The 23,581-nt window shown below is 26.2% G+C and carries 31 protein-coding genes; 11 read left to right on the top strand and 20 right to left on the bottom strand.

The window, feature by feature from the left end; genetic code table 11:
* Positions 1 to 194: 194 nt before the first annotated feature.
* Positions 195 to 674 (top strand): flavodoxin family protein, encoded by a 480-nt coding sequence (locus tag HF520_RS01260; RefSeq protein WP_168572304.1) that lies wholly within the window; start codon positions 195 to 197, stop codon positions 672 to 674.
* Between the two features lie 143 nt (positions 675 to 817).
* On the opposite strand, the gene HF520_RS01255 is transcribed toward HF520_RS01260, so the two are convergent.
* Positions 818 to 1,702: a LysR substrate-binding domain-containing protein gene (locus HF520_RS01255; protein ID WP_168572303.1), complete on the bottom strand. Its 885-nt coding sequence runs from the start codon at positions 1,700 to 1,702 to the stop codon at positions 818 to 820.
* 230 nt (positions 1,703 to 1,932) lie between these two features.
* On the opposite strand from HF520_RS01255, the gene HF520_RS01250 reads away from it, so the two are divergent.
* On the top strand, positions 1,933 to 2,754 hold the full coding sequence (locus tag HF520_RS01250) for a nitroreductase family protein (RefSeq protein WP_168572302.1): 822 nt from the start codon (positions 1,933 to 1,935) through the stop codon (positions 2,752 to 2,754).
* Positions 2,755 to 3,469: 715 nt separating this feature from the next.
* Here the strand turns inward: HF520_RS01250 and HF520_RS01245 are convergent.
* The 5 genes from HF520_RS01245 to HF520_RS01225 form a co-directional block, all read right to left on the bottom strand.
* Positions 3,470 to 4,162, bottom strand: a complete 693-nt coding sequence (locus tag HF520_RS01245; RefSeq protein WP_168572301.1) for a pentapeptide repeat-containing protein — start codon at positions 4,160 to 4,162, stop codon at positions 3,470 to 3,472.
* A 281-nt stretch (positions 4,163 to 4,443) separates the two neighbouring features.
* Positions 4,444 to 5,895, bottom strand: coding sequence for a hypothetical protein (locus tag HF520_RS01240; protein WP_168572300.1), 1,452 nt, complete (start codon positions 5,893 to 5,895; stop codon positions 4,444 to 4,446).
* Positions 5,896 to 6,330: 435 nt separating this feature from the next.
* Positions 6,331 to 7,236: a S8 family peptidase gene (locus HF520_RS01235; protein WP_168572299.1), complete on the bottom strand. Its 906-nt coding sequence runs from the start codon at positions 7,234 to 7,236 to the stop codon at positions 6,331 to 6,333.
* Between the two features lie 267 nt (positions 7,237 to 7,503).
* Positions 7,504 to 7,671 (bottom strand): hypothetical protein, encoded by a 168-nt coding sequence (locus HF520_RS01230; RefSeq protein ID WP_168572081.1) that lies wholly within the window; start codon positions 7,669 to 7,671, stop codon positions 7,504 to 7,506.
* A gap of 208 nt (positions 7,672 to 7,879) precedes the next feature.
* Positions 7,880 to 8,755: a phage antirepressor KilAC domain-containing protein gene (locus HF520_RS01225; RefSeq protein WP_168572298.1), complete on the bottom strand. Its 876-nt coding sequence runs from the start codon at positions 8,753 to 8,755 to the stop codon at positions 7,880 to 7,882.
* Between the two features lie 112 nt (positions 8,756 to 8,867).
* On the opposite strand from HF520_RS01225, the gene HF520_RS01220 reads away from it, so the two are divergent.
* From HF520_RS01220 to HF520_RS01210, 3 genes are all read left to right on the top strand, one after another.
* Complete coding sequence (locus HF520_RS01220) at positions 8,868 to 9,083, top strand: DUF1659 domain-containing protein (protein WP_168572297.1); 216 nt, start codon at positions 8,868 to 8,870, stop codon at positions 9,081 to 9,083.
* Positions 9,084 to 9,170: 87 nt separating this feature from the next.
* Positions 9,171 to 9,395, top strand: coding sequence for a DUF2922 domain-containing protein (locus tag HF520_RS01215; protein WP_168572296.1), 225 nt, complete (start codon positions 9,171 to 9,173; stop codon positions 9,393 to 9,395).
* 14 nt (positions 9,396 to 9,409) lie between these two features.
* The gene (locus tag HF520_RS01210) at positions 9,410 to 9,559 is read left to right on the top strand and encodes a YvrJ family protein (protein ID WP_168572295.1); all 150 of its coding nucleotides are present in this window, start codon (positions 9,410 to 9,412) and stop codon (positions 9,557 to 9,559) included.
* Positions 9,560 to 9,681: 122 nt separating this feature from the next.
* Here HF520_RS01210 and HF520_RS01205 read toward each other — a convergent pair whose 3' ends face one another.
* The 5 genes from HF520_RS01205 to HF520_RS01185 form a co-directional block, all read right to left on the bottom strand.
* Positions 9,682 to 9,957 (bottom strand): Mor transcription activator family protein, encoded by a 276-nt coding sequence (locus HF520_RS01205; protein WP_168572294.1) that lies wholly within the window; start codon positions 9,955 to 9,957, stop codon positions 9,682 to 9,684.
* Positions 9,958 to 10,036: 79 nt separating this feature from the next.
* Positions 10,037 to 10,426, bottom strand: a complete 390-nt coding sequence (locus HF520_RS01200; protein WP_168572293.1) for a hypothetical protein — start codon at positions 10,424 to 10,426, stop codon at positions 10,037 to 10,039.
* 13 nt (positions 10,427 to 10,439) lie between these two features.
* Positions 10,440 to 11,105, bottom strand: a complete 666-nt coding sequence (locus HF520_RS01195; RefSeq protein ID WP_168572292.1) for an ATP-binding protein — start codon at positions 11,103 to 11,105, stop codon at positions 10,440 to 10,442.
* A gap of 13 nt (positions 11,106 to 11,118) precedes the next feature.
* Positions 11,119 to 11,757 carry a hypothetical protein gene (locus HF520_RS01190; protein WP_168572291.1) on the bottom strand — a complete coding sequence of 213 codons (639 nt, stop codon included), beginning with the start codon at positions 11,755 to 11,757 and terminating at the stop codon, positions 11,119 to 11,121.
* Positions 11,758 to 11,807: 50 nt separating this feature from the next.
* On the bottom strand, positions 11,808 to 12,020 hold the full coding sequence (locus tag HF520_RS01185) for a helix-turn-helix transcriptional regulator (RefSeq protein WP_168572290.1): 213 nt from the start codon (positions 12,018 to 12,020) through the stop codon (positions 11,808 to 11,810).
* 264 nt (positions 12,021 to 12,284) lie between these two features.
* On the opposite strand from HF520_RS01185, the gene HF520_RS01180 reads away from it, so the two are divergent.
* Entirely contained in the window at positions 12,285 to 12,695 is a 411-nt protein-coding gene (locus HF520_RS01180) for a helix-turn-helix domain-containing protein (protein WP_168572289.1), read from the top strand.
* A gap of 31 nt (positions 12,696 to 12,726) precedes the next feature.
* Positions 12,727 to 13,203, top strand: coding sequence for an ImmA/IrrE family metallo-endopeptidase (locus HF520_RS01175; RefSeq protein ID WP_168572288.1), 477 nt, complete (start codon positions 12,727 to 12,729; stop codon positions 13,201 to 13,203).
* Between the two features lie 95 nt (positions 13,204 to 13,298).
* Here HF520_RS01175 and rbr read toward each other — a convergent pair whose 3' ends face one another.
* Entirely contained in the window at positions 13,299 to 13,886 is a 588-nt protein-coding gene (rbr, locus tag HF520_RS01170; RefSeq protein WP_168572287.1) for a rubrerythrin, read from the bottom strand.
* A gap of 511 nt (positions 13,887 to 14,397) precedes the next feature.
* Between rbr and HF520_RS01165 the strand changes: the two genes are divergently transcribed.
* The 3 genes from HF520_RS01165 (at position 14,398) to HF520_RS01155 (ending at position 15,951) form a co-directional block, all read left to right on the top strand.
* Entirely contained in the window at positions 14,398 to 15,072 is a 675-nt protein-coding gene (locus HF520_RS01165; RefSeq protein WP_168572286.1) for a Crp/Fnr family transcriptional regulator, read from the top strand.
* Between the two features lie 83 nt (positions 15,073 to 15,155).
* A complete protein-coding gene (locus HF520_RS01160; protein WP_168572285.1) occupies positions 15,156 to 15,365 on the top strand; it encodes a DUF362 domain-containing protein in 210 nt (69 codons plus the stop codon).
* A gap of 1 nt (position 15,366) precedes the next feature.
* Positions 15,367 to 15,951, top strand: coding sequence for a 4Fe-4S binding protein (locus HF520_RS01155; RefSeq protein ID WP_168572284.1), 585 nt, complete (start codon positions 15,367 to 15,369; stop codon positions 15,949 to 15,951).
* 199 nt (positions 15,952 to 16,150) lie between these two features.
* On the opposite strand, the gene HF520_RS01150 is transcribed toward HF520_RS01155, so the two are convergent.
* Complete coding sequence (locus HF520_RS01150; RefSeq protein WP_168572283.1) at positions 16,151 to 16,513, bottom strand: C-GCAxxG-C-C family (seleno)protein; 363 nt, start codon at positions 16,511 to 16,513, stop codon at positions 16,151 to 16,153.
* Between the two features lie 1,252 nt (positions 16,514 to 17,765).
* On the opposite strand from HF520_RS01150, the gene HF520_RS01145 reads away from it, so the two are divergent.
* The gene (locus HF520_RS01145; RefSeq protein WP_168572282.1) at positions 17,766 to 18,500 is read left to right on the top strand and encodes a DUF2628 domain-containing protein; all 735 of its coding nucleotides are present in this window, start codon (positions 17,766 to 17,768) and stop codon (positions 18,498 to 18,500) included.
* 192 nt (positions 18,501 to 18,692) lie between these two features.
* Here HF520_RS01145 and HF520_RS01140 read toward each other — a convergent pair whose 3' ends face one another.
* The 7 genes from HF520_RS01140 to HF520_RS01110 form a co-directional block, all read right to left on the bottom strand.
* Positions 18,693 to 19,271, bottom strand: coding sequence for a hypothetical protein (locus HF520_RS01140; RefSeq protein WP_168572281.1), 579 nt, complete (start codon positions 19,269 to 19,271; stop codon positions 18,693 to 18,695).
* Complete coding sequence (locus tag HF520_RS01135) at positions 19,261 to 20,049, bottom strand: hypothetical protein (RefSeq protein ID WP_168572280.1); 789 nt, start codon at positions 20,047 to 20,049, stop codon at positions 19,261 to 19,263. Before HF520_RS01135 ends, HF520_RS01140 begins: the two co-directional genes overlap by 11 nt.
* A gap of 308 nt (positions 20,050 to 20,357) precedes the next feature.
* Positions 20,358 to 20,978, bottom strand: coding sequence for a hypothetical protein (locus tag HF520_RS01130; RefSeq protein WP_168572279.1), 621 nt, complete (start codon positions 20,976 to 20,978; stop codon positions 20,358 to 20,360).
* A 122-nt stretch (positions 20,979 to 21,100) separates the two neighbouring features.
* Complete coding sequence (locus tag HF520_RS01125) at positions 21,101 to 21,634, bottom strand: GNAT family N-acetyltransferase (RefSeq protein WP_168572278.1); 534 nt, start codon at positions 21,632 to 21,634, stop codon at positions 21,101 to 21,103.
* 90 nt (positions 21,635 to 21,724) lie between these two features.
* Positions 21,725 to 22,141: a hypothetical protein gene (locus HF520_RS15190; RefSeq protein WP_168572277.1), complete on the bottom strand. Its 417-nt coding sequence runs from the start codon at positions 22,139 to 22,141 to the stop codon at positions 21,725 to 21,727.
* A gap of 159 nt (positions 22,142 to 22,300) precedes the next feature.
* Entirely contained in the window at positions 22,301 to 22,891 is a 591-nt protein-coding gene (locus HF520_RS01115; RefSeq protein WP_168572276.1) for a hypothetical protein, read from the bottom strand.
* A 93-nt stretch (positions 22,892 to 22,984) separates the two neighbouring features.
* Positions 22,985 to 23,473 carry a prolyl-tRNA synthetase associated domain-containing protein gene (locus HF520_RS01110; RefSeq protein ID WP_168572275.1) on the bottom strand — a complete coding sequence of 163 codons (489 nt, stop codon included), beginning with the start codon at positions 23,471 to 23,473 and terminating at the stop codon, positions 22,985 to 22,987.
* Positions 23,474 to 23,581: the final 108 nt, after the last annotated feature.

Below are 23,581 nucleotides of genomic sequence, written 5' to 3'. Positions count from 1 at the left end.
GTTTTATTTAGAAATAGATTCATTAAATTAGCTTAAAAAGCAATTTTAGTTTAAAAGATTATATATTTGGTAAATATTGTAATACTATGTATAATATATTAAAAGCTCACAATAGTTATATATTGTGAATAAAGTATATGTTAAATTTTAATATTTAAATTGGTAAACTACATATGTATTAAGGGGGATTAAATATGAAGTATGCAATTGTTTATAGTAGTATAACTGGTAATACAAAAAAATTAGCTGAAGCAATAAAAAATAAAGTTGGCGAATGTTACTTTGGAAAACCTTCTGATGAAGCACTTGAAGCAGATGTTATATTTATAGGATTTTGGGCTGCTAAAAATTCTTGCCCAGCAGATATTCAAGAATTTATTGAAAAACTTTCTAATAAAAAGATATTTTTATTTGGGACAGTAGGATATTTCAATACTAAAGAGTACTTTGAAGAAGTTTTAAATAATGCAAAATCATATGTTCCATCATCTAACACTATTATTGGAACATATATGTGTCAAGGTAAAGTGTCAGATTCTTGGCAAAATAAGATAAAAGAAGGCTCACCTGAAAAATATGAATTGATAAAAAATAACCTTAAAGAATCAATGAATCATCCAAATGAAGATGATATAAAATCATTAATTATGGAAATTGATAAAGTAGGTTTATAATTCTATAAAAATAAATATTATAATTCACAATATTAATATATTACGAATAATTTATATCAAATTAAATAAATAACCATACCTTATAATTCAAATTATTGAAAATACTAAGGTATGGTTATTTTTATTATAATATAATCGCAAAGTTAGCGAACATAACCTAGATTTATAACATATTCTTTAAATATATTTTTTATTTCAGAAGTATATTCGCCTTTGTTCCATCCCATATAAATATTTTTATATCCTATGTCATCTTTAATCTTAATCACAGAAATCTTATTTGTATTGATTGTAGGTGTATCTAAAACTATTGCAATCCCTGCTCCAGCTGCAACTAATCCCGAAAGTATAATCCCTTCATTAGGCTGTGCAAGTATCTTCGGTGTATAACCTATCAACTCTGAGTATGATATCCTTTCTTCACAAGACTGCTCTTTAAGAGCTATAAAATATTCATCTTTTAAATCCTTTAAATAAACTTCTTCTTTACTTGCTAAATGATGATTCTTAGGAACTATTAATACATATTCCACTTTCTTTACTAGAGTACATTCTATTGTAGGATACTCTTTGAGATTTTCTATATTATCAAAAAATCCAAAATCAACCCTACCATACTTTAAATCTTTTAAAATTTCTTCTGTAGATTGATTATTAATATTAAACCTTGCTTGTAAATTATCATGTAAAAAATTACTTATTATAAATGGTATAAATGTTGCCCCTATACAATAATTAGATGCAATGGAAATAACATTATCATTATTTCTCTTCATATTTTGAACCTTTTCTTTTCCCTTTTGAATTTCAATCAATGCCGAATCAGCATATTTTAAAAATACTTCTCCAAATTTAGTTATCTTTATGTTTCTTCCATCTCTTTCAAAAAGCGAAACTTCTAACTCCTCTTCTAATTTTGAAATGGCTTTACTTAATGCTGGCTGAGTTACAGATAATATATTTGATGCTGTTGTGAAATTTTTAGTTTCAGCTATTACTTTAAAATACTCTAAATGTTGTAAGTTCATTTTATCTCCTTTTTTATTGCTACTACAATTTAAAATCTCAGTTATAATCCATAACTTTTAGTTATATATTTATTACTTATTTGAATTAGACAAATCTTCTACAATAGTGATAAACTACTATTATTGCATAGAACAATAATAGTAATAAAAAAAATTATAAATTTTATTTATATAAATATCAAGCAAATCAATAGTATATATTGAAAATAATCTAAAAGGAGTGACTCTAAATGTTTAAAGTAGATAAAAATAAGTGTATAGCTTGTGAACAATGTATTAAAGATTGTCCTGTTAGTGTAATTTCTTTGAAAGAAGAAAAAGCAGATATTAATAATGCAGGTTGTATCAAATGCGGACATTGTATTGCAATATGTCCTGTTGAAGCAGTTTCAAGTGATGATTATGATATGAATGAAGTAATTACATATAATAAAGAAGATTTTTCAGTAGATCCTGAGAATCTTTTAAACTTTATTAAATTCAGAAGAAGTGTTAGAAGATTTAAAGATAAAGAAGTTGAAAAAGAAAAAATCATGAAAATTATTGATGCAGGAAGATATACTCAAACTTCAACTAATAGCCAAGATGTTTCTTATATAATAGTTTCCGAAAAACTAAATGAACTAAGAGATTTAGCATATGAAAGCTTAAATAAAAAAGGTAAGGCTATATTAGAAAATTTAACACCACAAACAGAACATTTAAAAAGATATGCTAACATGTGGTTACATAGCTATAATGAGTATAAAAAAGACCCTGTAAATAATGATAAATTATTTTTTAATGCCCCATTAGCTATATTTGTTACTTCACCAACTCCTATAAACGGTGGTTTAGCTTCTTCAAATATGGAGCTTATGACTGATGCTTTAGGGCTTGGAACATTCTTTAGTGGATTCTTATTAGCTGCTCTTCAAGATAATAAGGAAATTTTGGATTTACTTGGGATAGATGATAGTAAGAAAATAATATCTTGCTTGGTTATTGGTTATCCTGATGTTAAGTATCAGAGAACTGCTCCTAGAAAAGATGCTACTATTAATTGGATATAAGGCTGTTTTATTGGATTTTTTAAATTGTTAGATCTTTATAATATGATAAAAGGCATATTTCTATTAATAATTGGAAATGTGCCTTTTTATATGATTGTGATTTTAATTAAAGTTGATGTTGTTTCTAAAAATAAAATCACATCATTTACTTGTAATATGGTTCTCCGTACCTCACTCTATGGAGCGCGTTTTATTTTTTACTATAAAATTATTATATAGCTAGCATAGGTATTAAGTAATTATTATTTATTAATCTATCTAATTAATCATATCACTTTAAATAACAATTTGTATTGTATCTCTTATCATATGAATATATATAATTCTACTGCATATTTATATTATATTTGACATGAAATTTAACTTTTACTCTAAAAAATAAAAAGGCTCTAATCCAACTAAAGATTAAGCCTTTTGTTATAGTTTATTTCATTTTTGATCAATTTCAATTATCTTGATACAAATCTTATTTTTAGTTATATCAATATTTCATTAAAAATAAATATTAGTTATACTTATTCTAAACCCCGAGTAATCGGGCTGGAATGTTACTATTTAAAAACTGTTCTAACAAGAAACCTGCAAATGCAACTACTGTCAATACTTTGTTTATCATAGGCATCCCCCCTCGAATACTAGCTAACGTTATATGTACCCATCATCCGACTTAGCTTTCATAAGTTTCCTCAATCCAGGGCGGTACAAGTACATATTATCAAATTTTCAAATAACTTTCAATAAATTTTTTATATGAATAAATAGTATAAAATCCATACTTATTCTTTCTTTTATATAATGCTTCCATAGCTCTAGCTAAATTGTCTTCTCCATATTGTAAAAGTAAACTTATATTCCACATATTAATCTTATTCAGATTAACATGTAAAATGCGATAATTATAAATCTTATCACATTCAGTCAGCCTACTTATGCTCTCTCTTAGTCTGCAACCTATCTCTATTTTGGGATATGACTTAATACAGATACACCCTTGTCCTAAAACGAGATTCTTAGTATTATTCAACCCTGTGCTAATAAAAAATGCATTCTCAAATTGAACATCTTTAAAATCTACATCTTTTAAGTTACAATTAAAGAAAACTACATCTTTTAACTTAGCACCTTTAAAGTTAGTATGCTTTAAGTTGGTATTAATAAAATCTACACCCTTTAGTGTTGCATTCTTAAAATTACAATTTGTAATATTCGAAGCTTGATATCTAACATTCTCAAACTTAGCATCCTTATAAATCAAATTATGTATATTACTTTTGTATCCATAAACATTTTTACAGCCCTTATATTTTACTCTAGAATTAGCCAAATTGAATCTTACCATTTTTCCTCTATTTATTTTTTCAATCCGTTTCTCTTTTTGCTTCAGTTTTCTTATACTCTTTCCCTTCATCTAAATATCTCCACTAATACCTATTTTCAATAATTTAATATTTGTTATTTTTTGTCAACACCCTTAATTCTTTTCTTCCTATTACTAAAACACTACGTTATATAAATATACTACCATAATTTTACAATTTGTTCTATTATTGCTTTGTATAAGTTACTTCTGATTATAAAAATAATCTTAATCAATCCATCTCAATTTCTAAAGCTAAAAACCGTATCCCTTACTTGTGATACGGTTCCCCGTAATTGCTTTAAATGCTGTTTATACTTAATTAAATTTCTCTATTTAAATACTTTAATAAATTCTTCAAATGAACTTATAGACTTTTTAGCATCTGATTCAATATTTTTTAATACTGTAAGATTTCCATGAATTATATCGTTTCTGTTTTTTCTTATATCATTAACTAGCTTATTTAACTTTCTTCTAGTTATAGCAATTCTATCCTCATTAAGTTCAAAACATTTTTTTATAATTTGAAAAGTACTAGGAGAATGTGAGCTTATTATTTTTTGCTCAACAGCTCTATTAAAATCTTCCTCACTAATAAACTCTTTTAAAAAATATGTTTCATAAGTTACTTTGCCTTCTAAGTAATCTTCAACTTCTTTCTCTGTCATTCTACTTCTAAGTATCTCTCTTGATTTTATATTCAAATAATTTTCAAACGCTGAGTTTATTGATATTACCGCTTCCTTATATTTCTCTATAAACATATTATTTTTTGAATCCAGATATAACATTTCCCACAATGAAAGTTCCTGTCCTTTAATAAGCTTGTCCTTTAACTCATTAATTTTCTCTTTATTAATATAACTTGGACTACTTGCTACTTTAATGCCATGTGCATAATAAAAAGGAATTGATATTATATCATCATAGTTCTCTGAAATTACCCTTACATTTGATGCTTGAATTTGCTTTAGATTTAGATTATCAATCCAAAAATACTCCGTACTCAACTTATAATAATCTAAAAAATAATTAAATGACTCAGAGCATAAATCCAATAGTTCATTCATACAATGAGTTGCATCAAAAAACTTATTAAAAGTCAATGTTAAATCACTAGATGAACATACGCCGTATTTATCTCTATCAAGTTCAACTACTCCATTATAAGCTTCAAATGGTGCTTGTCCTTGATTGGCAATTGTTTTAAATTTCAAATTAAATCTTATGCTTTTAAAGTCATATATAACTTCTTCATCTTCTGGTATATCTATTTTATATGGCAATTTAAAGTTAACTATTGTTTTAATTGAATTATTCAAAAACGAGCTAGCTAAATCAAGTATCTTATCATAATCATCTCTTAAGCTTTTTTCTAGATTATGTCTATTAACACTACCAAATTCAATTAATTCCACCTTTAATGTCTTAATTTTCTCATAACTCTCCTGATAAATTCCTAAAAAAACCTCACATTGAAATCTTCTAATAGTTGCATGCATTATTGTACTATCCGTTTCATTTTTATAAGCCTCACTAAGTTGTAATTTTTTTATATAATTTAAGCAAGATTCATAATTTTTTTCTAAATACTCTACTTCAGATAAAAATTTATACGAATCAATAAGGGCTCCTTTATATTTAATCCTCAATAAAGGATTTCCACTAGTTATCAATCTAACTAATTTACTAGCTACCTCTTTAACTTCTTTATTATAAAAGTCATTAAAATTTAAAAGCAAACTCTCTTTTAACTTAACTATTTGTTCATCTTTATTCATTTTAGGCACCTCACTTAATAAATTCTTATCACTATAATTTTACATTATAATATATATTAAAGATATCATAATTACTATAAGTAATTCTCTTGTAAATTCTGAATAAATTTTATTCTACTTATGATACAGTATTTTCACTTATAAAAATAGCCTTAGGTATGTTATTTCAACGCCTAAGGCTATAAACTTCATTTATTTATGGTACGGTTCACTATTATTTATTCTAAATAAATTAATTTAGATAATACTTCATACTAATAACTCAGAATCTTATTCTCTTCTCAAATTTTCTCAAACTACTACTTTATTAACCTAACACAATCAAGCTTCACGACGGGGGTTCTTTCAATAATAAAAAGTGTTCAAATACTAAAAAGTACTTTTATGAGTCCATACCTCTATTTGGTAGATTTTTAGCTTAGAAAATATTCAAATTTAAATATTTTTTAAAACTTCTGCATAAGTAATATCACTTTCTTTAATTTTCAGTAATAATTTTTGTATTTCAGATGTTGTTAATTGTTTACCCTCTTTTAAACTTTTATCTTTTAAAAGTGATACATACCCAGTTATTATAGCTGTTGCTTCTGATGATCCATTAGCTTCAATAATTTTTTCATTATTTTCTACCATTAATATTTCTTCTCCTGGAGCATTTATTGTTGTTTCATCAGGAGCATTAGTATAATCAGATACCCTTCCATTTGCAGCTATACTTCCAACAGAAATCACATTATCCAATGATGCTGGAAATAGTAAAAAGTCTTGTTCATAGTCTCCTGCTGAACTTATTACCGTGATTCCTTTACTCGTAGCTTCATTTATTTTATCAGCTATACCTCTATTTTCCTTAGTTGAACCTAAACTTAAACTTATAATATCAACGTTTTTTTCAATAGCAATTTCAATTGCATTTTTTACAGTTTCAGGATTTATGCTTTCATCAGAATTCATAACTTTTATAGATATTATCTTAGAGTCTGGTGAAACTCCAGTTATTTTATTTGAGTACCCTTTTATAAGTGAGTACATCGTCGTTCCATGACCATTTGTATCGTAAGAGCTTTTACTTTTTGTAAGATCAATATTTTCTTTTACATCTTGGAATTTAGATATGCCAGAGTCTATTAGTGCAATTGTTTGACTCTCTCCAGTAGAAATTTTATGCAACTTATTATAATTCATATAACGTGAATTCCATTGTTCTTCTATTATTTGATCACTAAATATAGTACTATATCCTGAGTATACTAATCCTACAATTATAAGAAAAAGTACCATGGAAATACTCTTCCTATAATTATAGAGTAATTCTTTTAAGCTAATAAATATTTTTTTCATATTTTTTCTCCTAGTAATATCATTTACTGATTTTTTACGCTATAAGCTAGCTAGTTATTTCTCTATATCTTTTATATTTAGGCTATGTTAACCAAATTTGTAATAATAATATAATTTAGTTTACAATTGTTGTATATTAAGAATTTAATAAAGTAATAAATTTATTTTTTTGTTTATTTTTTGAGTTAATGTAGTATAATATAAATATAGATTAAATAAAAAAGAAACTACAATCTAGTCGAGTAGAGCGGTGGTTTCTAGTATAAATTAATACTTTTTAGTGAACTTGAATTCAAACTTAAGTTCAAGTTCTGAGCCACTTTTTCTACTACCAATAGATAAGTGGCTTTTTACTTTATCATAAATGTAGTTGGTAATTAAACCAATACAAATAGAACTTATAAGTCCTATGATAAAATTTATCATCAGTTCCATATAGAGTACACCTCCTTCCTACTTATCGTAGGAACTAGGACTATATGAAACCACCACTCATGGATTGTAGTTTCTTCTGTTGTATTATATCATATAAAAGTGATTAAATGTAAAGTTTTGCATATGTTTAGTATATATTCATTAGGAATTATTATATGCTTCGTATTATTAATAATTTGCTAAATACTCCTATTATAATAAATGCTATTCACGACGGGGGGTTATTCTCCATAATAGGCACAATCCCAACACTCTTTAACTTATTATACAAAAACAAAATCCCCTTATGAGTCCACTTCATACTAGGAACAATATTATTCTTAGTCTCAAAATAAGTAACATTAACATATCCCTTATCCTTATAATCCATATACAAATGCCAAACCCCACTTTGCTTATACTGAATCTTCATCTCATGAAGCAACTTATTAAAAGACCTCGCACTCATACCATAATCATCAGCTATGGTAGTTGTCGTAATACAAGTATCATATCCTAATATTTTATCTAAATAAGAAGCCTTTGACTTTAAAGTACTTATAACTTCTTCTAGCTCTTCTCTTTCTTCAATAGCTACAAGTTTTGCATATTCATTAACTCCATTTAATCTCTTTTCTTTAGTTTTACCTTCAATAGCATCAACTAAAGCAAGTCCCTTTTGATATTTTCTATCTTCTCCCATAGCAATTTTTACTACTTCTTCTCTTAATTTTTCTGAAACCTCTGATTTCCTAAGAAGTAATCCTATAACGAATAAAGCCCTTGGTGGTATTAATTTCATACCTCTATTTGGTAGATTTTCTAAATCGACAACTTGTCCAATTAGGATTTTTTCTAGTTCTGATTTTTTATATACTCTAACTCCATATCTTTTAAGCTCATCTATATTCCTTTCACATACCTTATGTAAAGTAGAATACTCAACCTTATAAAATTTACTTGCCATATCTATGGTCATATAATCAACAAAACTACCAAGCTTTTTAAGCATATTCATAATAGCTTTATCATCTTTTTCTCTAATAACAAGGCTTCTTATATAATCACTATTTACTAAACTCTCTTTATTAATTAAATTTCTCATATCTATCCCCCTAATATAAGATTTATCATAACTTACCAACATATAACCATAAAAAATCCTATCCTTTAATTAATCAAGGGAAATTCCCTTAAAAATTAAGGAGGTAATTAATATGGCAACAGTATTTAAAAACAATTCATCATTAAAACTACAATTTGACAAAGGTTTAGGAACTGATGGTAAGGCAGTTATAGGTAGCAAAACATTTGCTAATTTAAAAGTAGATGCACTGGCTGATGATATATTAGCTGTAGCAAATGCAATTGCTGGTCTTCAAAAACACGATTTATATGAGGTTTTAAAACTTGACTCTTCATCTATATCATAAAATTCGCTTTTCTCATATGGCAAACGACTTAGTCCGCTACTCAAAAAGTTATAAAAATTTAAAAAATAAAATAAGGAGGTAACACCTATGGATACTACTAAAAAGTTAATAATGACTTTTAATGCAGAGGGAGGTAAAAGTGTAAATTTCACAATAGACGATCCTAAAAATGATTTAACTGAGTTAGAAGTTATAAATGCTATGAATTTAATCATAGAAAAAAACATATTCTGTCCTGGTGAAGTTGATTTAGTTGAGGCTGTAAAAGCTAAAATAGTTGAAACTAACTCTACTGAATACGACCTTAAATAAGAGAGATAACTTATATGGACAGTGATTTTTTAACTAGCATAGCCAATGTAGGATTTCCAATAGCTTTATCAATGTATCTTTTGATAAGGATAGAAGGAAAATTACAAGTGCTATCAAATAGTATAAATGATTTGTCTAAAGCACTTTTACAACTAAAAAACTAAAAACTTTTTGGGGCTAAGGCTATAACTTAGCCCCTTTATTCTTCTTAAAATCACTTGTTTGAGATAGCTTTTATAACTTTTCTATATCACTTATTATCCATAGTTTTTATAACATTTCTATATCACTCATTATTCATATTCTTTATAATTCTTCTAGCTTGATTTTCGCTAATTCTATAAACACTTGCAACTTCTCTATAATTCCCTCTAAAATCTCTTTTCAAAGTCTTATTTCTCACTACTCTAGTAATGCTACTACTAGATGGAACGTAGACTGCAGTTCCTCCATAGTTAATAATAAGTTTTTTAAAAGCATCCATTCCCAATATTTCTGCTAATTCTCTAAAATTGTCTGGGACATCTTCTAAATTTGCTTTCTCTAACATAGTCCCTTCCATAGATAATTCCCCCTTATTTTTATATATTTTAAAACCTCAACTAACAAACTATCAGCTACTTATATTTAATAGATAATTTTTAATATATTTTAAACATTCTAGTGCTACTTATTTTTGAATATTTACTAGCAATTTCAGGTTCATATTTCTTTATTGATTTTGTATCTAAGGTGTTTTTTTGTACTGGTTTCCAAGTGATTTTTCTTTCTTTGCAAAAGGCTGTTTCATATTCTTTCATTTCATTTTGTAAGAAGTGCTCTATGGTCTTTTTTTCAAGGTCTAGCTTTCCTAAAGTTTCATTTATCTCATCATATCTTTGTAGTTTTTCATATATATCTTCAGTAAGTATTATGGTTTCGTCTATGCTATTTTTATAAGCTTCCCTCAGAAAACTAGCACATTCCTTACTTCCAAATGGATATTTATTATCTTCTATTGATTTGTTAAAAAAGTTTTTTATCATTCCCATATTAAAATCCCCCTTAGTTTCCCTTATAAATTCTATAATTTAATCTCTTCCCTTTTACCTCTACTATATTATCTTTACTCATTTCTATCATTCTACTTCCTATTGCTTCATCAATATCAAGCAAGGAATTTACGTTGTACTCGGTACTAATTATCATAGGTAAATGATTTAAATATCTATAATTCACTATCTCAAACATAATATTAATGTCACTTTTAGATATATTCCCTTTGAATAAATCATCAATTAAAAGTACCTTTGCCCTTTGGTATCTTGATAGCATCTTTTTATAGTACTCTGGGTCTAATATGTTTTGCTTTATTTCTGTTATTACATCTCTATATGGCATGTATATTACGCTTATGCCCTTGTTTAATAATCTATTAGCTATGGCCATTGTTAGATGACTTTTTCCAAACCCACTTTGTCCCATAAATAAAATTGAGTCTTTCTTTTCTTCAAACTCATTTGCATAAGTTACAGCTCTTGTATATGCCTCTAAAATTTTATAGTCTATGCTATAATCAAAGTTTTCAAATGTCTTTTTTCTAAATTCTTCACTAATCCCACTTTTCTCTAGCATCTCTTCTGCTATTTTTTTATCTCTGCACTCACATGGATATGCCTTATCATCTTTTAGTATAAATAGCATGTCCCTACATTTATTACATCTATACATTTTCCTTCCCCTTTTAATTTATTTTGCTTAAAGCTCTTGCACGAGCTAAGTCTTCTTCACTTGGTTTTGAGTATTTTACTGATTCTTTTTTAAGGTGTATTGGTATTATATTTTTATTTTTATTTTCTTTTTCATTTTCTTTTTTGTTTTCATTTTTATTTTGTAGCCCTTGCGTTGACGCTTCGTTGTACGCATTGTTATAGGCTAGGTCGCTGCTTTCTAAGACTCTATCTTCATAAGCCTTGTCAAAAATTACTTTTATCTTTGGCTTTTTTATATTTTTTGATATGACTTTTATTAGTTCTATGTCCTTTACTCTTTCTAATTCATTTTTTATACAATCTATAAGAGGTTTGCCTGTGTTGTTCAAATTGTATAATCCCCATTTATTTATTGCAATTTCATAAGTTTTTTCATTGTATGTTATCATATTTAGCTGCTTTTCAAATTTATGAAAAACTTCATCAACTACACTTTTGTCTAAATTTAAATCGTATGCTATTTGTCTTTTAGTTATTTTGTATATGCCTATTTGAGTTGTATAATGATTTGTTAACAAGTATATAAATATTAATTTTTCAATATTATTCATGTTCTCACTTACTTTTGGATTTATCCATATTTCAGTTCTTACATGCCTATATACTGCCACTTATCTTATCCCCCCTTTTATTTAGCTTTGTTACTTTGGAAAGTTTTCATTTAAATTTTTTTGATATTTAAGAATATCTCATCTACTTCATCTAAAGTTAAATTTAGTATTTTACTAACTGCTACTACTTCTTCTAATTTAAATTTAACCTTTCCGTTTTCTTTTAGATTATAGCTTTTTATATTTATACCTAGCTTTGAAGCTATATCTACTTGTGTTAACCCAAGTAATGCTCTTTTTGATTTAAGAATTTTTCTCCCCATTTTTAAACCTTACCCCCACTTAAAGTTTTCTTTTTCGTAAAATTTCTATTGCCTTTATGTAACTAAATAGTAGCTCCAAATTTTTACAGTGTCAACAAAAATGAACAAAATTGTTTGTCACTTTTGTTACTTTTTTTAAGTATATGAAGGTATATCCTATTTTTATTACCATTTTTACACTTTTATTTCCTTTTTAGTAACACTGTGATATGATTGTAGTATATTTAATAATTTTGTAATTTAATGCAAAAGGGGTGGGTAATTTTGGATAGTATAGGGCAAAGAATAAGAAAGGCTAGATTGAATTTAAATTTAAATCAAAGAGAGTTTGCTAAAAAGGCAAATATATCTGAAGCTAATTTATCCAGGTATGAAAACGAAATTAGAGAGCCTAAATCAGCTGTTATTTCAAGACTTGCTGAAGCATTAGAAGTTTCTGCTGATTATTTATTAGGTATTAGTGATGATATGAATTATGATAAATATGATTTATCTAAAAAATCTACTATGGATATGGAGAATCTTTTAAAAGATATAGAAAGTAAATTATCTACTGATGGGTTAATGTTTTGTGGAAAACCTGCTTCTAAGGAGTCTGTTGATACGGTTATTAAGGCTATTAAAATAGGTATAAATATGGCTATTGAGGATGAGAAATTGAGAAAAGATTTATAATTAGTTTATATTTTATAAAGGGGAGAAGATTTTGAATTTAGATTATATAAGGGGGCTAGCTAAAAAAATTAAGGAGATTGATCCTTCACTTACTGCTCTTGATCACTTAAAAAAGAGGCATGCCATTATTGCATATTTGGATAGTTTTGATGGTACTCATATAGCTGATGGCTGTTACTTTAAAACTGATGAGATTATTTGCGTTCTTATTAATCCTAATCTTAGTGAGTATGATAGAAATTGGGTTTTTGCCCATGAGTTTGGTCATTTTTTACTTCATACTAATTTGAATATATTTTTTGTTGAGAAGTACGATAAGGTTCTTGGTAAGAAGTTGGATATTGAGGCTGATACTTTTTGTGCTGAATTTTTGTTAGATGATGATATTTTCATTAGGTATGAGGGGGTTCCTACTGAGGATATTGCTAGGATTGTTGGTATTCCTCATAAGTTTGTTGTGATGAAGTATAATAATCTTTGTAAGGTTGGTTTGATTGATGCTATGTAATAAAGGTGTATCGTTTTGATACACCTTTTTATTTTTATTTAGTTCGCAATTTACTAATATTATGAACTATTTTCATTCTATTTTAAAGATAGCTATTAATATGCTTCTACAAACACTTCAAAGTATCCTTGTGGATGTACACATGTTGGACATACCTTAGGTGCTTCTTCACCTTCATGTATATGACCACAGTTTAAGCACTTCCATAATACTTTTTCGTCTTTCTTGAATACTTTTCCTTCTTCTATATTTTTAGCTAATTTATTATATCTAGCTTCATGTCTTTTTTCTACTTCACTTACTCTTTCAAAAGTTATAGCTATGGCTTCAAACCCTTCTTCTCTTGCTACTTTTGCAAATTCTGGATATAATTCTGCCCATTCTTCATTTTCACCAGCAGCAGCAGCTTTTAAGTTTGCCATAGTATCTTCGTGGAATGATACTGGATATGATGCAGTTATTTCTATCATTTCATCTACAAAATCTTCTTTTAAATATTTATAAAATTTCTTAGCATGTTCTTTTTCTTGTTCTGCTGTTTCCATAAATATGTTTGATATTTGCACATACCCTTGTTTCTTTGCTATACTTGCATAATATGTATATCTTGTTCTTGCTTGACATTCCCCTGCGAAAGATTTCATTAAATTTTCAGCTGTTCTTGTTCCTTTTAAAGTTTTCATAAATCCCCCTTTTATTAACTTAATTTATCTTATATATATTATTATATTTATTTATTTATACTTATAAATTAGAAATAATTGATTTTTAAAAAAGCTATCTATCACTCTTTTAACTTCACAATTTATTAATTTTATACTTCAAAAAATTCCTTAGCATATACTAAGTCTCCAGATACATTTTTTAAAGCATCTTTAGTTAATTCTATACCCATAAAATACTCACTTGAAACATCAAAAGGAGAACTTATACCAAAATTTGATTATATCAATATCAATTTCACCATTCATAGATTGTACTAAAAGCTTAGTTATGGTAAGGTTTAATTTTCATTGATAGCTTTTCGTTATGTAGTAAAGGTTTATCGCTTTGATACACCTTTTTATTTTTATTTAGTTCTCAATTTATTAATATTATGAATCTCAACTATATACTTTGTGACTTTATCACATTTATTGTTATTTTTTTTATTATAATAGATATATAAATTAACAAAAGGATTGGGTGTATTGAATGAATATAAATAAAGAATCATATTTAAATGACAATTTGCCGTTTTTCAAAAATTTATCTGAAGAAGAAAAAACAATGATTTATAATGCTAGCCATATAGAAGAATATAAATTAGGTGAATTAATTTACTCAAAGTATAAGTCCTGTTCTGGTATAGTATTAGTTGCTAAGGGCCAACTTAGAGCTTTTATGTCATCATTATCTGGAAAAGAAATAACTCTCTTCAGATTATTTCAAAATGATATATGCATATTATCATCATCTTGCGTTTATCAAAATCTTTCTTATGATATAAATCTTCAAGTTGAGGAAGATGCATCGCTTATTATAATAGATGGCAAATTCTTTAAGGAAGTATTAGATAGAAATTTAAGTGTTCAAAATTTTATGCTTGAAGTAACTCAAAATAAATTATCTGAAATTATGTGGGTACTAGAACAAGTTGTATTTTTTAGTCTAGAACATAGGATATCTGATTATTTAATAAATGAACATTACTTAAAAAATTCATCTGAAATTTATATAACTCATGAAGCCATAGCAAATGATTTAGGCTCATCAAGAGAAGTTATAAGTAGAATGTTGAAAAGATTTGAAAAAGATAATTTGATTGAAATGGGAAGAGGATACATAAAAATAGTTGATATTAAAGGTTTAAAATTGCTTTGTAAGTAAAAATTCCTATGTGATTTAATCACTTAACTTTTATTAAAAATCAATATAATTATACTTATAATATCTAAATCTGGAGGGATAACATGAGTAAAATTAAAAAGAAAGCAATAGTTGATAAAGAATATTGCGTAGCTTGTGGTAGCTGTGTTAAAGTCTGCCCACTTCAAATAATAACTATTGAAGGAGGAGTTTTTGCTAATATAAATTTTGAAAAATGCGTTGGATGTGGTAAATGTGCTAAAACTTGTCCTGCATCAGTTATAGAAGTAAAAATTTTGGAGGTTAATCAATAGTATGAAGAAAAATAAAAAAACTTTCAAAGATTATATGTGGATAATAAGTGTAACTTACTTAACTCTAGGATTCTTTAATATTTTATTTGCATGGTTAGGATTATTATGTTTCTCAATACCACTAATAATATCTATATTTGGAGGGGGTAAAAAATATTGTAATGTTTATTGTGGTAGAGGTCAGATGTTAGATATATTAGGTAATAAATTTAATTTATCAAGACATAATAACATACCTAAGTTTTTAAAAAGCAAATGGTTTAGATATGGATTTTTAACATTCTTTATGACTATGTTTATAGTTATGTTATTTAATACTTATCTAGTATTTTCTGGAACTAAAGAACTAAAAGAAGTAGTAACATTACTTTGGACTTTTAAATTACCTTGGAGCTGGGTTAATACAAGTATGGTATCACCTTGGGTAGCTCAATTTGCTTTTGGATTTTATAGCATAATGCTAACATCAACAATACTAGGTATAGTAACTATGATTTTATATAAGCCTAGATCTTGGTGTGTGTATTGTCCAATGGGAACTATGACTCAATTAATTTCTAAAGCAAAATATAATTCTATTAAATAAATATAGTTTATGTTACGGAAATTACTTCAAATTGTATATATAATGTGGATATAAAATAAACATTATAATTTTGTAGGAATAAATCAAATTCTATATTAGATAATTGCATAAAAATAGCTAGATCTATTATATTAATAAATCTAGCTATCTTCATATACCTTATTAAATCCATTCTTATTTAAAATTATTAATAATCCCTTTATTTGTCTAGTGTCTCATTTAAAGCTTCATATGAAAAATCAATTATTTCTGCACAACTTATTTTATTTTTCTTAAGTTCTGCACAAATTTCAGAATTAAATTTTTCTCTTACTCTGCTCATTAATTCTCTAGCATATCCCCTAGCCTCATTTGTGTTTTCATTACTATCTCTTCCTTTTATATATCCTACTATCATCGCTGCAGCATTTACAGCACCACATAAACTTCCTACTGTCACTCCAGTACCCATTCCACTTCCAAGTGCTACTGGTATATCTGTATTATGTTCTTCATTGTATGATTTTATTAATGCTTCTGCACAATTATACCCTTGGCTATGATAAACTGATGGTTTTGTCATTTTTTTATCTCCTTTTTTAATGTTTTTTATTATTTACTCTCTATATATAATATACTTCTTATATATGTTTTTCTGTAACTTTATCACACAAATTACTTACTATTCTTTTTAAAACTATAAAGTACCCTCTTTTTAGTTTACATCATATAACAATTATAAACTTTAATTATATCAATATCAATTTCATTGCTCATAGATTACACCTTTTTATTTTTATTTAGTTCGTAATTTATTAAAATTATGAATCTAATATGATTTATAGCTATATTTTAATTTATTTTTATGGTATACTAGTTAAGTTAATACCGTAGATGGATGGCTACGGGGGTTTTTTGAATATTTTTATCCTCCATGGGTTATCAGTGAACTTTCACTATACTCAAAGGAGGTGGTATCAGAAATGCTTGAGTTTATATTAGTAATACTACTTTTGTTAGTTTTTATTAATTTAAATATAAAAAGTAATATATTTTTTAATTACATAAGAATTAAAATCAAAGTAATTGGACTTGATATAGAAATTAAAAGCAAAGAAAAAAGCGCCCCATCCTCACAAGATAAGCGCTAATTTCTTAATGTTTAGATTTTTCTGATAGCCCCAAAACAAAATAAATGTTCTAAGGATACTCAGTGTTGGTAGCACTGAGTATTTTTTATTTATACCGTTATTATATCATATTTAAATTATTTTTACACATTTTTATTTCGCACTTTATAACAATTGCGAGCTTTGATTATATTAATATCAATTTCACAATTCATAGATCCAATTAAAATTACATAAGTTTTTGCATTTACTTATTTTTATATAATAAAATAAAAAACCACTTATCTATTGGCAGTAGAGAAAGTGGTTTAGAATTTGAACTTAAATTTACTAAAAAATAATTTATAGCAGAAACCACTACTCTATCCGACTAGATTGTAGTTTCTTTTTTTATTTAATCTATATTTTTATTATACTATATTAACTCAAAAATTAAACTTATTATACCTATGTAGCCTATGAGGTATAGCATCAAATTTATAATGTAAATTCATAGTTCATATATCATACATAGTTGAATTTTAAGTATAATTTTATGACTTATTCTTATAAAGCATATTTTTCTCTTGTACCATCTAGATTAATTTATCACAAATAAATCAAGTAGTGTCTATATTTAATGTTTGTGTGTGATATTAAGATATTCTTATTCATATATTATAATTAAGTTTATTAAAAATATATAAATAAAGGAGGGAGTATTTTATGAGCGAGGAAAGTAAAGCAAATTTAGATGAAGATATTTCATCAGACAAAATAAAAGATAGTGAAAATGATGATTCTATAAAAGAAGATATAATATTTTGTTCAAAATGTGGATTAAAAAACTCTTCGCTTTCTAAATATTGTTCATCTTGTGGTAATAGCCTAAAAAGCATCGAAGACAATATAAAAGAAACTGCTAATAGTATAAAATCAGCTATAAATAATAGTGAACCCTATAAAAATCTAGTCGGTGTTAACTCTGATAGTAGTAATACTGCTTCTTGGAATAATAAAGATATGGTTGATTTTATTCAAAAAAATCCTGAGTACTATATTCCTAAGTTTGAAAAAATGCAAAAATACGAAAAATCTACTAGCTGGAACTGGGCATCATTTTTCTTATCCTCTCTATGGTTCCTTTATAGAAAAATGTATACGTATGGATTCGGTATTATGGTATTGTCATTTATATTATCATATATACCTTTTATAGGATCTATATTACGTCTTGCTATCCCTATACTTGCTGGTATCTTTGGTAATAGCATCTACTTAAAACATATTGAAAAGAATTTATATGAACTTAATAATCTAGATGAAGATGTTAAGCACAGGGTAATTCTTAGCAGAGGTGGCGTTAATTTAGTTTTACCAATTGCCTTATGTGTAGGTATATTTTTACTTATATCTATTCTAGTGTTATTTGGTGCAGTAGCTATGATTAGCTATTATTAATTTATAATAGTTTATATTTATAATAAATTTTTGATAAAAGTAACCATACCTTAGTATTTTCAATAATTTGAATTATAAGGTATGGTTATTTATTTAATTTGATATAAATTGTTCTTAATATATTAAAATTATGAAAGTAGATTATATAAATTTAATTTTTCTGCATTATATATTCACTTTGTCAATAATTGTCTATATATCTCTTAATAAATTAAATCTTTCAAAGATCTTCTCTGCAATATTATCCGAATTTATGTCAACTAAATCTTCCGAATATCTAACAGCTCTTTCTAGACCTAGATAATATTTTTCACGTGCTATTTCACTATTTACTTCTGGTAAGTAAATGTCATACTCTCCTATCTTTTCTTGTTTAAAATATTCTCTTTTTCTTACAGGCCAATAAAAACGCCAGTTGTCAGCTGCAGAAAATTGTCCTGACCATGTATCAATATTTTTATATTCATATTTTGATATGTAAACAGTTGGTATGCATTCATAGTTAAAATCTATTTCCAATACATATAAAGGACCATTTCTCAAACCATTTTCATATTCCATATCTGATTTATTTTGAAATATCAAAATAAAATTATTTATAGCCCAGCCATAAAAATCACTATCAGATTTCCATCTTAAGAATTTATTAGTACATTGAACATAATTATTATCTTCACATATTACTTTACAATATTTCATCATTTTATCAATGTTTTCATATGTTTTATAGACAACTTTAAATGCATTTCTTATATTTTCACTAGAATTCATAATATAAATCTCCCTCAATATTTTTTTCATTAAAAAAGCATATATAATACTTATTTATTTCTCTTTTTATATCTCCAAACTCATAATAAGCTTCATTGATTATTAAATCTTCAATTAAGAATTCCTTAAATTGATCAAAACCTTTTTTTGTTAATAAGCTTATTAAATCATCAATTATTATTTTTTCATATTTATTAGTACATTGTAAATTTTTCATGATTTCTAATATATTTTGCCAAGAAATATATACTAGATTAACATCTTTTTCGATTATATTTCTTTTAGTTACATCTTTATATACATCAATACATGACTGTTGGTCTGCAATAAATATAAGTATCTTTTCTTTGTTAGGACCTTTTTTTGATATAATCCTAGATTCTCTTGCTAATTGTTGTATACTCTTATCTTCTTTTATTTTATCTTCAAATGAGTTTTCATCATTACTTATATCATCATCTGAAGAAATTCCACTAAGGTATTTTACTTCTATTCCTATAATACAATTATCAAAATCAAGAATAACATCTATCTCTCCTTCTTTATCATAAGGCCAAAAACTTATATTATCACTCCATTCTTCTACATTAATATTTTTTATAATCTCTATCACATTATCATTCTTTGGTGTTACACCTTGTAATAAAATTTTTTTTAACCCATTTTCAAAAGACATATATCTAAGTGTTCCAAAAAAATTTCCCGTTAAATTATCCTCTAACCTTTCATTAAGATTGGAGCCTGTACTACTAATCTTACCTTGTATTTCTGCAATCAATCCTATTCGTCCCCTCTCTTACTTAAATTACTTTATTTACTTTCATCTATATAATTTCTACTTATGTTTACCAATTATTTTCTATGAAATAATTTATAGATTGTATTTTCATTTTTATTAATTTGCATACTAAATTTACATGTTTATACAAAATAAATTGTATATATTACTTTTAAATTTAGACTCTGTTAGATAATTACGAACTTTGATTATACCAACATTAATTTCACAATTCATAGATTATACTAAAAACTTAGTTATAGTAAGACCTAAGTTTGATTAGTAGCTTTTGTGTTATAAAGTAATTATTATATTAATTTAATTAGTTTTTTCATCCACCAATCCTTAGTTAAATTAAGATATCCATTAGGAGTTACTACAACATATTCATCACTTATATCTAATACATTAGGAACTCCTGTATATACTATATCTATATAAAGATTAAATGGCTTAGCTTTTCTATTTAATTTACGCTCTAATTCCTCTACATAATCACAAAACCTATTACCAACAATAATTTCATAGAAAGAAATAGCACTTTTGCCTCCTGCCTGCATTTCCCACCATTCTATAAAATGTGGATATGACTTTTTGCAACACTCTCTAAGCTCTGTATATTCAAGTTCTAAGAAATTACTTATATTATATTTTTCACCAATAGCTACACACATTTTATCAGAATTAATATCATTATATCTTTCTCTTATAGTATTGTTAAACCATTGCTTCCACTGTGACTTTAGCTTACTAATATGTAAATTGTCAAAGTCTGGATTTGATAATTTAGTCGGCCAAGGTGTATTTGACTCATCAAAATTTTCATCATCTATTAAGTTATACATACAGCCAGTAAATATAATAAAATTTAGTAGATCATCTGTAGATGTTCTGATAGCCCAAGATTCATTAGTATCTCTATTTATCATTTTTAAAATCCCCTTACCTTTATTATTTATTTATATTATAAAATAAAAAACCACTTATCTATTGGCAGTAGAAAAAGTGGTTTAGAATTTGAACTTATTACTAAATTTGTAATTTATTAATTTTATACCTCAAAAAATTCCTTAGCATATACTAAGTCTCCAGATACATTTTTTAAAGCATCTTTAGTTAATTCTATCCCCATAAAATACTCACTTGGAACATCAAAAGGAGCACTTATACCAAAGTTTGTACTCTTTTCAAATCCAAATTTAGGATAATACTCATCACTTCCTAAAACAAATATTGAATTATATCCTAATTCTTTTGCAATCTTAAAAGCTTCTTTTATTAGCATCCCACCTACACCCATTCTTTGGAAATCTGGATGAACTGAAAGAGGTGCTAATGCTAGTGATGTATGACCTTCTTTATCACATACTATGTCCAGTTTTGTACATAGTATATGACCAATTATTTTATCATCTTTTTGTGCTACCAAAGATAATTCACTTATAAAATTATCTGATTTACGAAGTTTTTCAACTAGATTATGTTCATTATTATCTGTATGCTCTGCTGTTTCAAATGATTTTTTTATCATTTCTTTTACTTCTATATAGTCTTTTTCTAATTCTCTTCTTATAATTATGTTCATTTTTTCTTCCTTACTTTAAATATTTTTTTGATATATATGTTATCAAAAATAATTCTATTTCACAATATATAACAATTGTGAATTATATTCCTAGTTTCCACCAATTTCAAATGAACCTATTTCTGTTTTTCCATCTTCTTCATAGACAGGAATTAATTTATAATAACCATATTTTTTAATATTTCTCTCTACCATATCCATATATTCCATTGCTTCTTCTGGATTATTAGGTTGATTTGCACTATCATAAAATTCATCTCTATAAACATAACCAACTTCACCATTCTTCATCTCAAAAGATATTAAGTCTGGTCCATTGTCATATTCTGTGCTAGATAATTCGCTACCATAAGTTTGTCCATTTTTATTTTCTTTGATTTCGTATACTTTCTCTACCTTAGCAATATCATCTAAGTTACTTTGAGAATTATCAAAACTTTCTATTCCCATAAATATTAAGCCCATGGTAATTGCCAATCCTAAAACATACCTCTTCTTAAATATCATTACATATCCCCCTTGATACAATACTTATTATTCTCCCCCTAAAATTAATACTCTCAATTAATATGATATCATAAAATAATGTCATTCTACCCGATGCAATTTGATACCCTTTTTATTTAGTTCTCAATTTATTAATATTATTAGGCTAATTATATCCATTTATAGTTTTTTATTTATAACTTGCTCTAATATTTTATCTACATTTTCTCTTACGTTATCATCTATAATATAATATTTTGTTTTTTTGAACATATTGTCTTTATCATCTCCTTTAAATCTGAATTTATCTATACTAATGATATTATCCTTTAGATAAATACTTACTTGTCCTTCATAATAATGCCATGAATCCTTATCAAATAACTTATCTTTTTGAATCAAAAAATCTATGGACATTTCAGGTATCATACTTTTAGGAATATTTGTTGTTTCTTCTAAATTTTTTATTGATTTCAATATATCTATTCTAGGTTTACAATACTGATTGCCTAAGTTTTTTATTTTAGTATCTTCTTTAATCCACTCTTTTGACTTAGATTTATTGTATTTATAATACTCTTCATTAATTAGATGGTACTCTGATATACTTTTATTTCCTTCTACATCAACTATAAATTGTGTATACTCGTAATCTTTTTCATTATAGTTTAGTAAAATATCCTTTCTATTAATTACAATATATTTACTTACAAAGATAAAAACTATGATCATAAACAATATTATTAATACTGTTTTATTTGATTTACTCATATTACCGAATATTCCCCCTTTTTATAAAATTCCAATAAGAAAAGTTGACACATTGTATCAACTTTCCTATTCCCAATTACCTTATAAAACTTTTTATAAATCGATTATATTAACTTCATAGCTCATTTCTTCAATAAACTTTGTTAAATCAGTTGTATCTATAAAAATTGTTTTTTCATTTGTATTTGGATGAAAGCTCATCCTTTTTTCTGACATTATTTCTCTATCGAAGTAAACTTTAATATCTTTCTCCTTGTTATTTAACAAACCAAAAGGAGATACCACACCTGGTGGCAACATCATTTTCTCATTTAAGCTGTCTGGCGATGCCATCTTAATTCTTTTAGATTGAACAATATCACCGAACAACTCCATATTAAGTCTCTTTTTATCATCCATAATTAGCAAATAATAATCTGTTTTCTTCTTATTTGTTAAAAACATAGTCTTCGTTCTAACCCCTTCAATTCCTTCAATAAAGCTATCTGCTTGTTCAGTTGTAAGTGCTAGTTCGTGTTCTACAATTTCAAATTCTATTCCAAGTTCCTTTAGTTTTTCTTCAACTTTTACATACAAATCCACCCTAATAACCTCCTAATTTTTAACAATTCCTACTTATATTATACCCAAAATATATTTATTTTCCATTATATAACAATTATAAGCTTTGATTATATCAATTTCATCATT

This window comes from Romboutsia sp. CE17 (assembly GCF_012317385.1).
In the GTDB taxonomy this organism is placed as follows: Bacteria; Bacillota; Clostridia; order Peptostreptococcales; family Peptostreptococcaceae; genus Romboutsia_E.
This window is presented reverse-complemented; position numbering and strand designations above follow the sequence as displayed.

Bases quoted from the DNA above. Each gene is read 5' to 3' on its own strand.
- HF520_RS01260 (WP_168572304.1), top strand. From the start codon at position 195: ATGAAGTATGCAATTGTTTATAGTAGTATAACTGGTAATACAAAAAAA.
- HF520_RS01255 (WP_168572303.1), bottom strand. From the start codon at position 1,702: ATGAACTTACAACATTTAGAGTATTTTAAAGTAATAGCTGAAACTAAA.
- HF520_RS01250 (WP_168572302.1), top strand. From the start codon at position 1,933: ATGTTTAAAGTAGATAAAAATAAGTGTATAGCTTGTGAACAATGTATT.
- HF520_RS01245 (WP_168572301.1), bottom strand. From the start codon at position 4,162: ATGAAGGGAAAGAGTATAAGAAAACTGAAGCAAAAAGAGAAACGGATT.
- HF520_RS01240 (WP_168572300.1), bottom strand. From the start codon at position 5,895: ATGAATAAAGATGAACAAATAGTTAAGTTAAAAGAGAGTTTGCTTTTA.
- HF520_RS01235 (WP_168572299.1), bottom strand. From the start codon at position 7,236: ATGAAAAAAATATTTATTAGCTTAAAAGAATTACTCTATAATTATAGG.
- HF520_RS01230 (WP_168572081.1), bottom strand. From the start codon at position 7,671: ATGGAACTGATGATAAATTTTATCATAGGACTTATAAGTTCTATTTGT.
- HF520_RS01225 (WP_168572298.1), bottom strand. From the start codon at position 8,755: ATGAGAAATTTAATTAATAAAGAGAGTTTAGTAAATAGTGATTATATA.
- HF520_RS01220 (WP_168572297.1), top strand. From the start codon at position 8,868: ATGGCAACAGTATTTAAAAACAATTCATCATTAAAACTACAATTTGAC.
- HF520_RS01215 (WP_168572296.1), top strand. From the start codon at position 9,171: ATGGATACTACTAAAAAGTTAATAATGACTTTTAATGCAGAGGGAGGT.
- HF520_RS01210 (WP_168572295.1), top strand. From the start codon at position 9,410: ATGGACAGTGATTTTTTAACTAGCATAGCCAATGTAGGATTTCCAATA.
- HF520_RS01205 (WP_168572294.1), bottom strand. From the start codon at position 9,957: ATGGAAGGGACTATGTTAGAGAAAGCAAATTTAGAAGATGTCCCAGAC.
- HF520_RS01200 (WP_168572293.1), bottom strand. From the start codon at position 10,426: ATGGGAATGATAAAAAACTTTTTTAACAAATCAATAGAAGATAATAAA.
- HF520_RS01195 (WP_168572292.1), bottom strand. From the start codon at position 11,105: ATGTATAGATGTAATAAATGTAGGGACATGCTATTTATACTAAAAGAT.
- HF520_RS01185 (WP_168572290.1), bottom strand. From the start codon at position 12,020: ATGGGGAGAAAAATTCTTAAATCAAAAAGAGCATTACTTGGGTTAACA.
- rbr (WP_168572287.1), bottom strand. From the start codon at position 13,886: ATGAAAACTTTAAAAGGAACAAGAACAGCTGAAAATTTAATGAAATCT.
- HF520_RS01165 (WP_168572286.1), top strand. From the start codon at position 14,398: ATGAATATAAATAAAGAATCATATTTAAATGACAATTTGCCGTTTTTC.
- HF520_RS01160 (WP_168572285.1), top strand. From the start codon at position 15,156: ATGAGTAAAATTAAAAAGAAAGCAATAGTTGATAAAGAATATTGCGTA.
- HF520_RS01155 (WP_168572284.1), top strand. From the start codon at position 15,367: ATGAAGAAAAATAAAAAAACTTTCAAAGATTATATGTGGATAATAAGT.
- HF520_RS01150 (WP_168572283.1), bottom strand. From the start codon at position 16,513: ATGACAAAACCATCAGTTTATCATAGCCAAGGGTATAATTGTGCAGAA.
- HF520_RS01145 (WP_168572282.1), top strand. From the start codon at position 17,766: ATGAGCGAGGAAAGTAAAGCAAATTTAGATGAAGATATTTCATCAGAC.
- HF520_RS01140 (WP_168572281.1), bottom strand. From the start codon at position 19,271: ATGAATTCTAGTGAAAATATAAGAAATGCATTTAAAGTTGTCTATAAA.
- HF520_RS01130 (WP_168572279.1), bottom strand. From the start codon at position 20,978: ATGATAAATAGAGATACTAATGAATCTTGGGCTATCAGAACATCTACA.
- HF520_RS01125 (WP_168572278.1), bottom strand. From the start codon at position 21,634: ATGAACATAATTATAAGAAGAGAATTAGAAAAAGACTATATAGAAGTA.
- HF520_RS15190 (WP_168572277.1), bottom strand. From the start codon at position 22,141: ATGATATTTAAGAAGAGGTATGTTTTAGGATTGGCAATTACCATGGGC.
- HF520_RS01115 (WP_168572276.1), bottom strand. From the start codon at position 22,891: ATGAGTAAATCAAATAAAACAGTATTAATAATATTGTTTATGATCATA.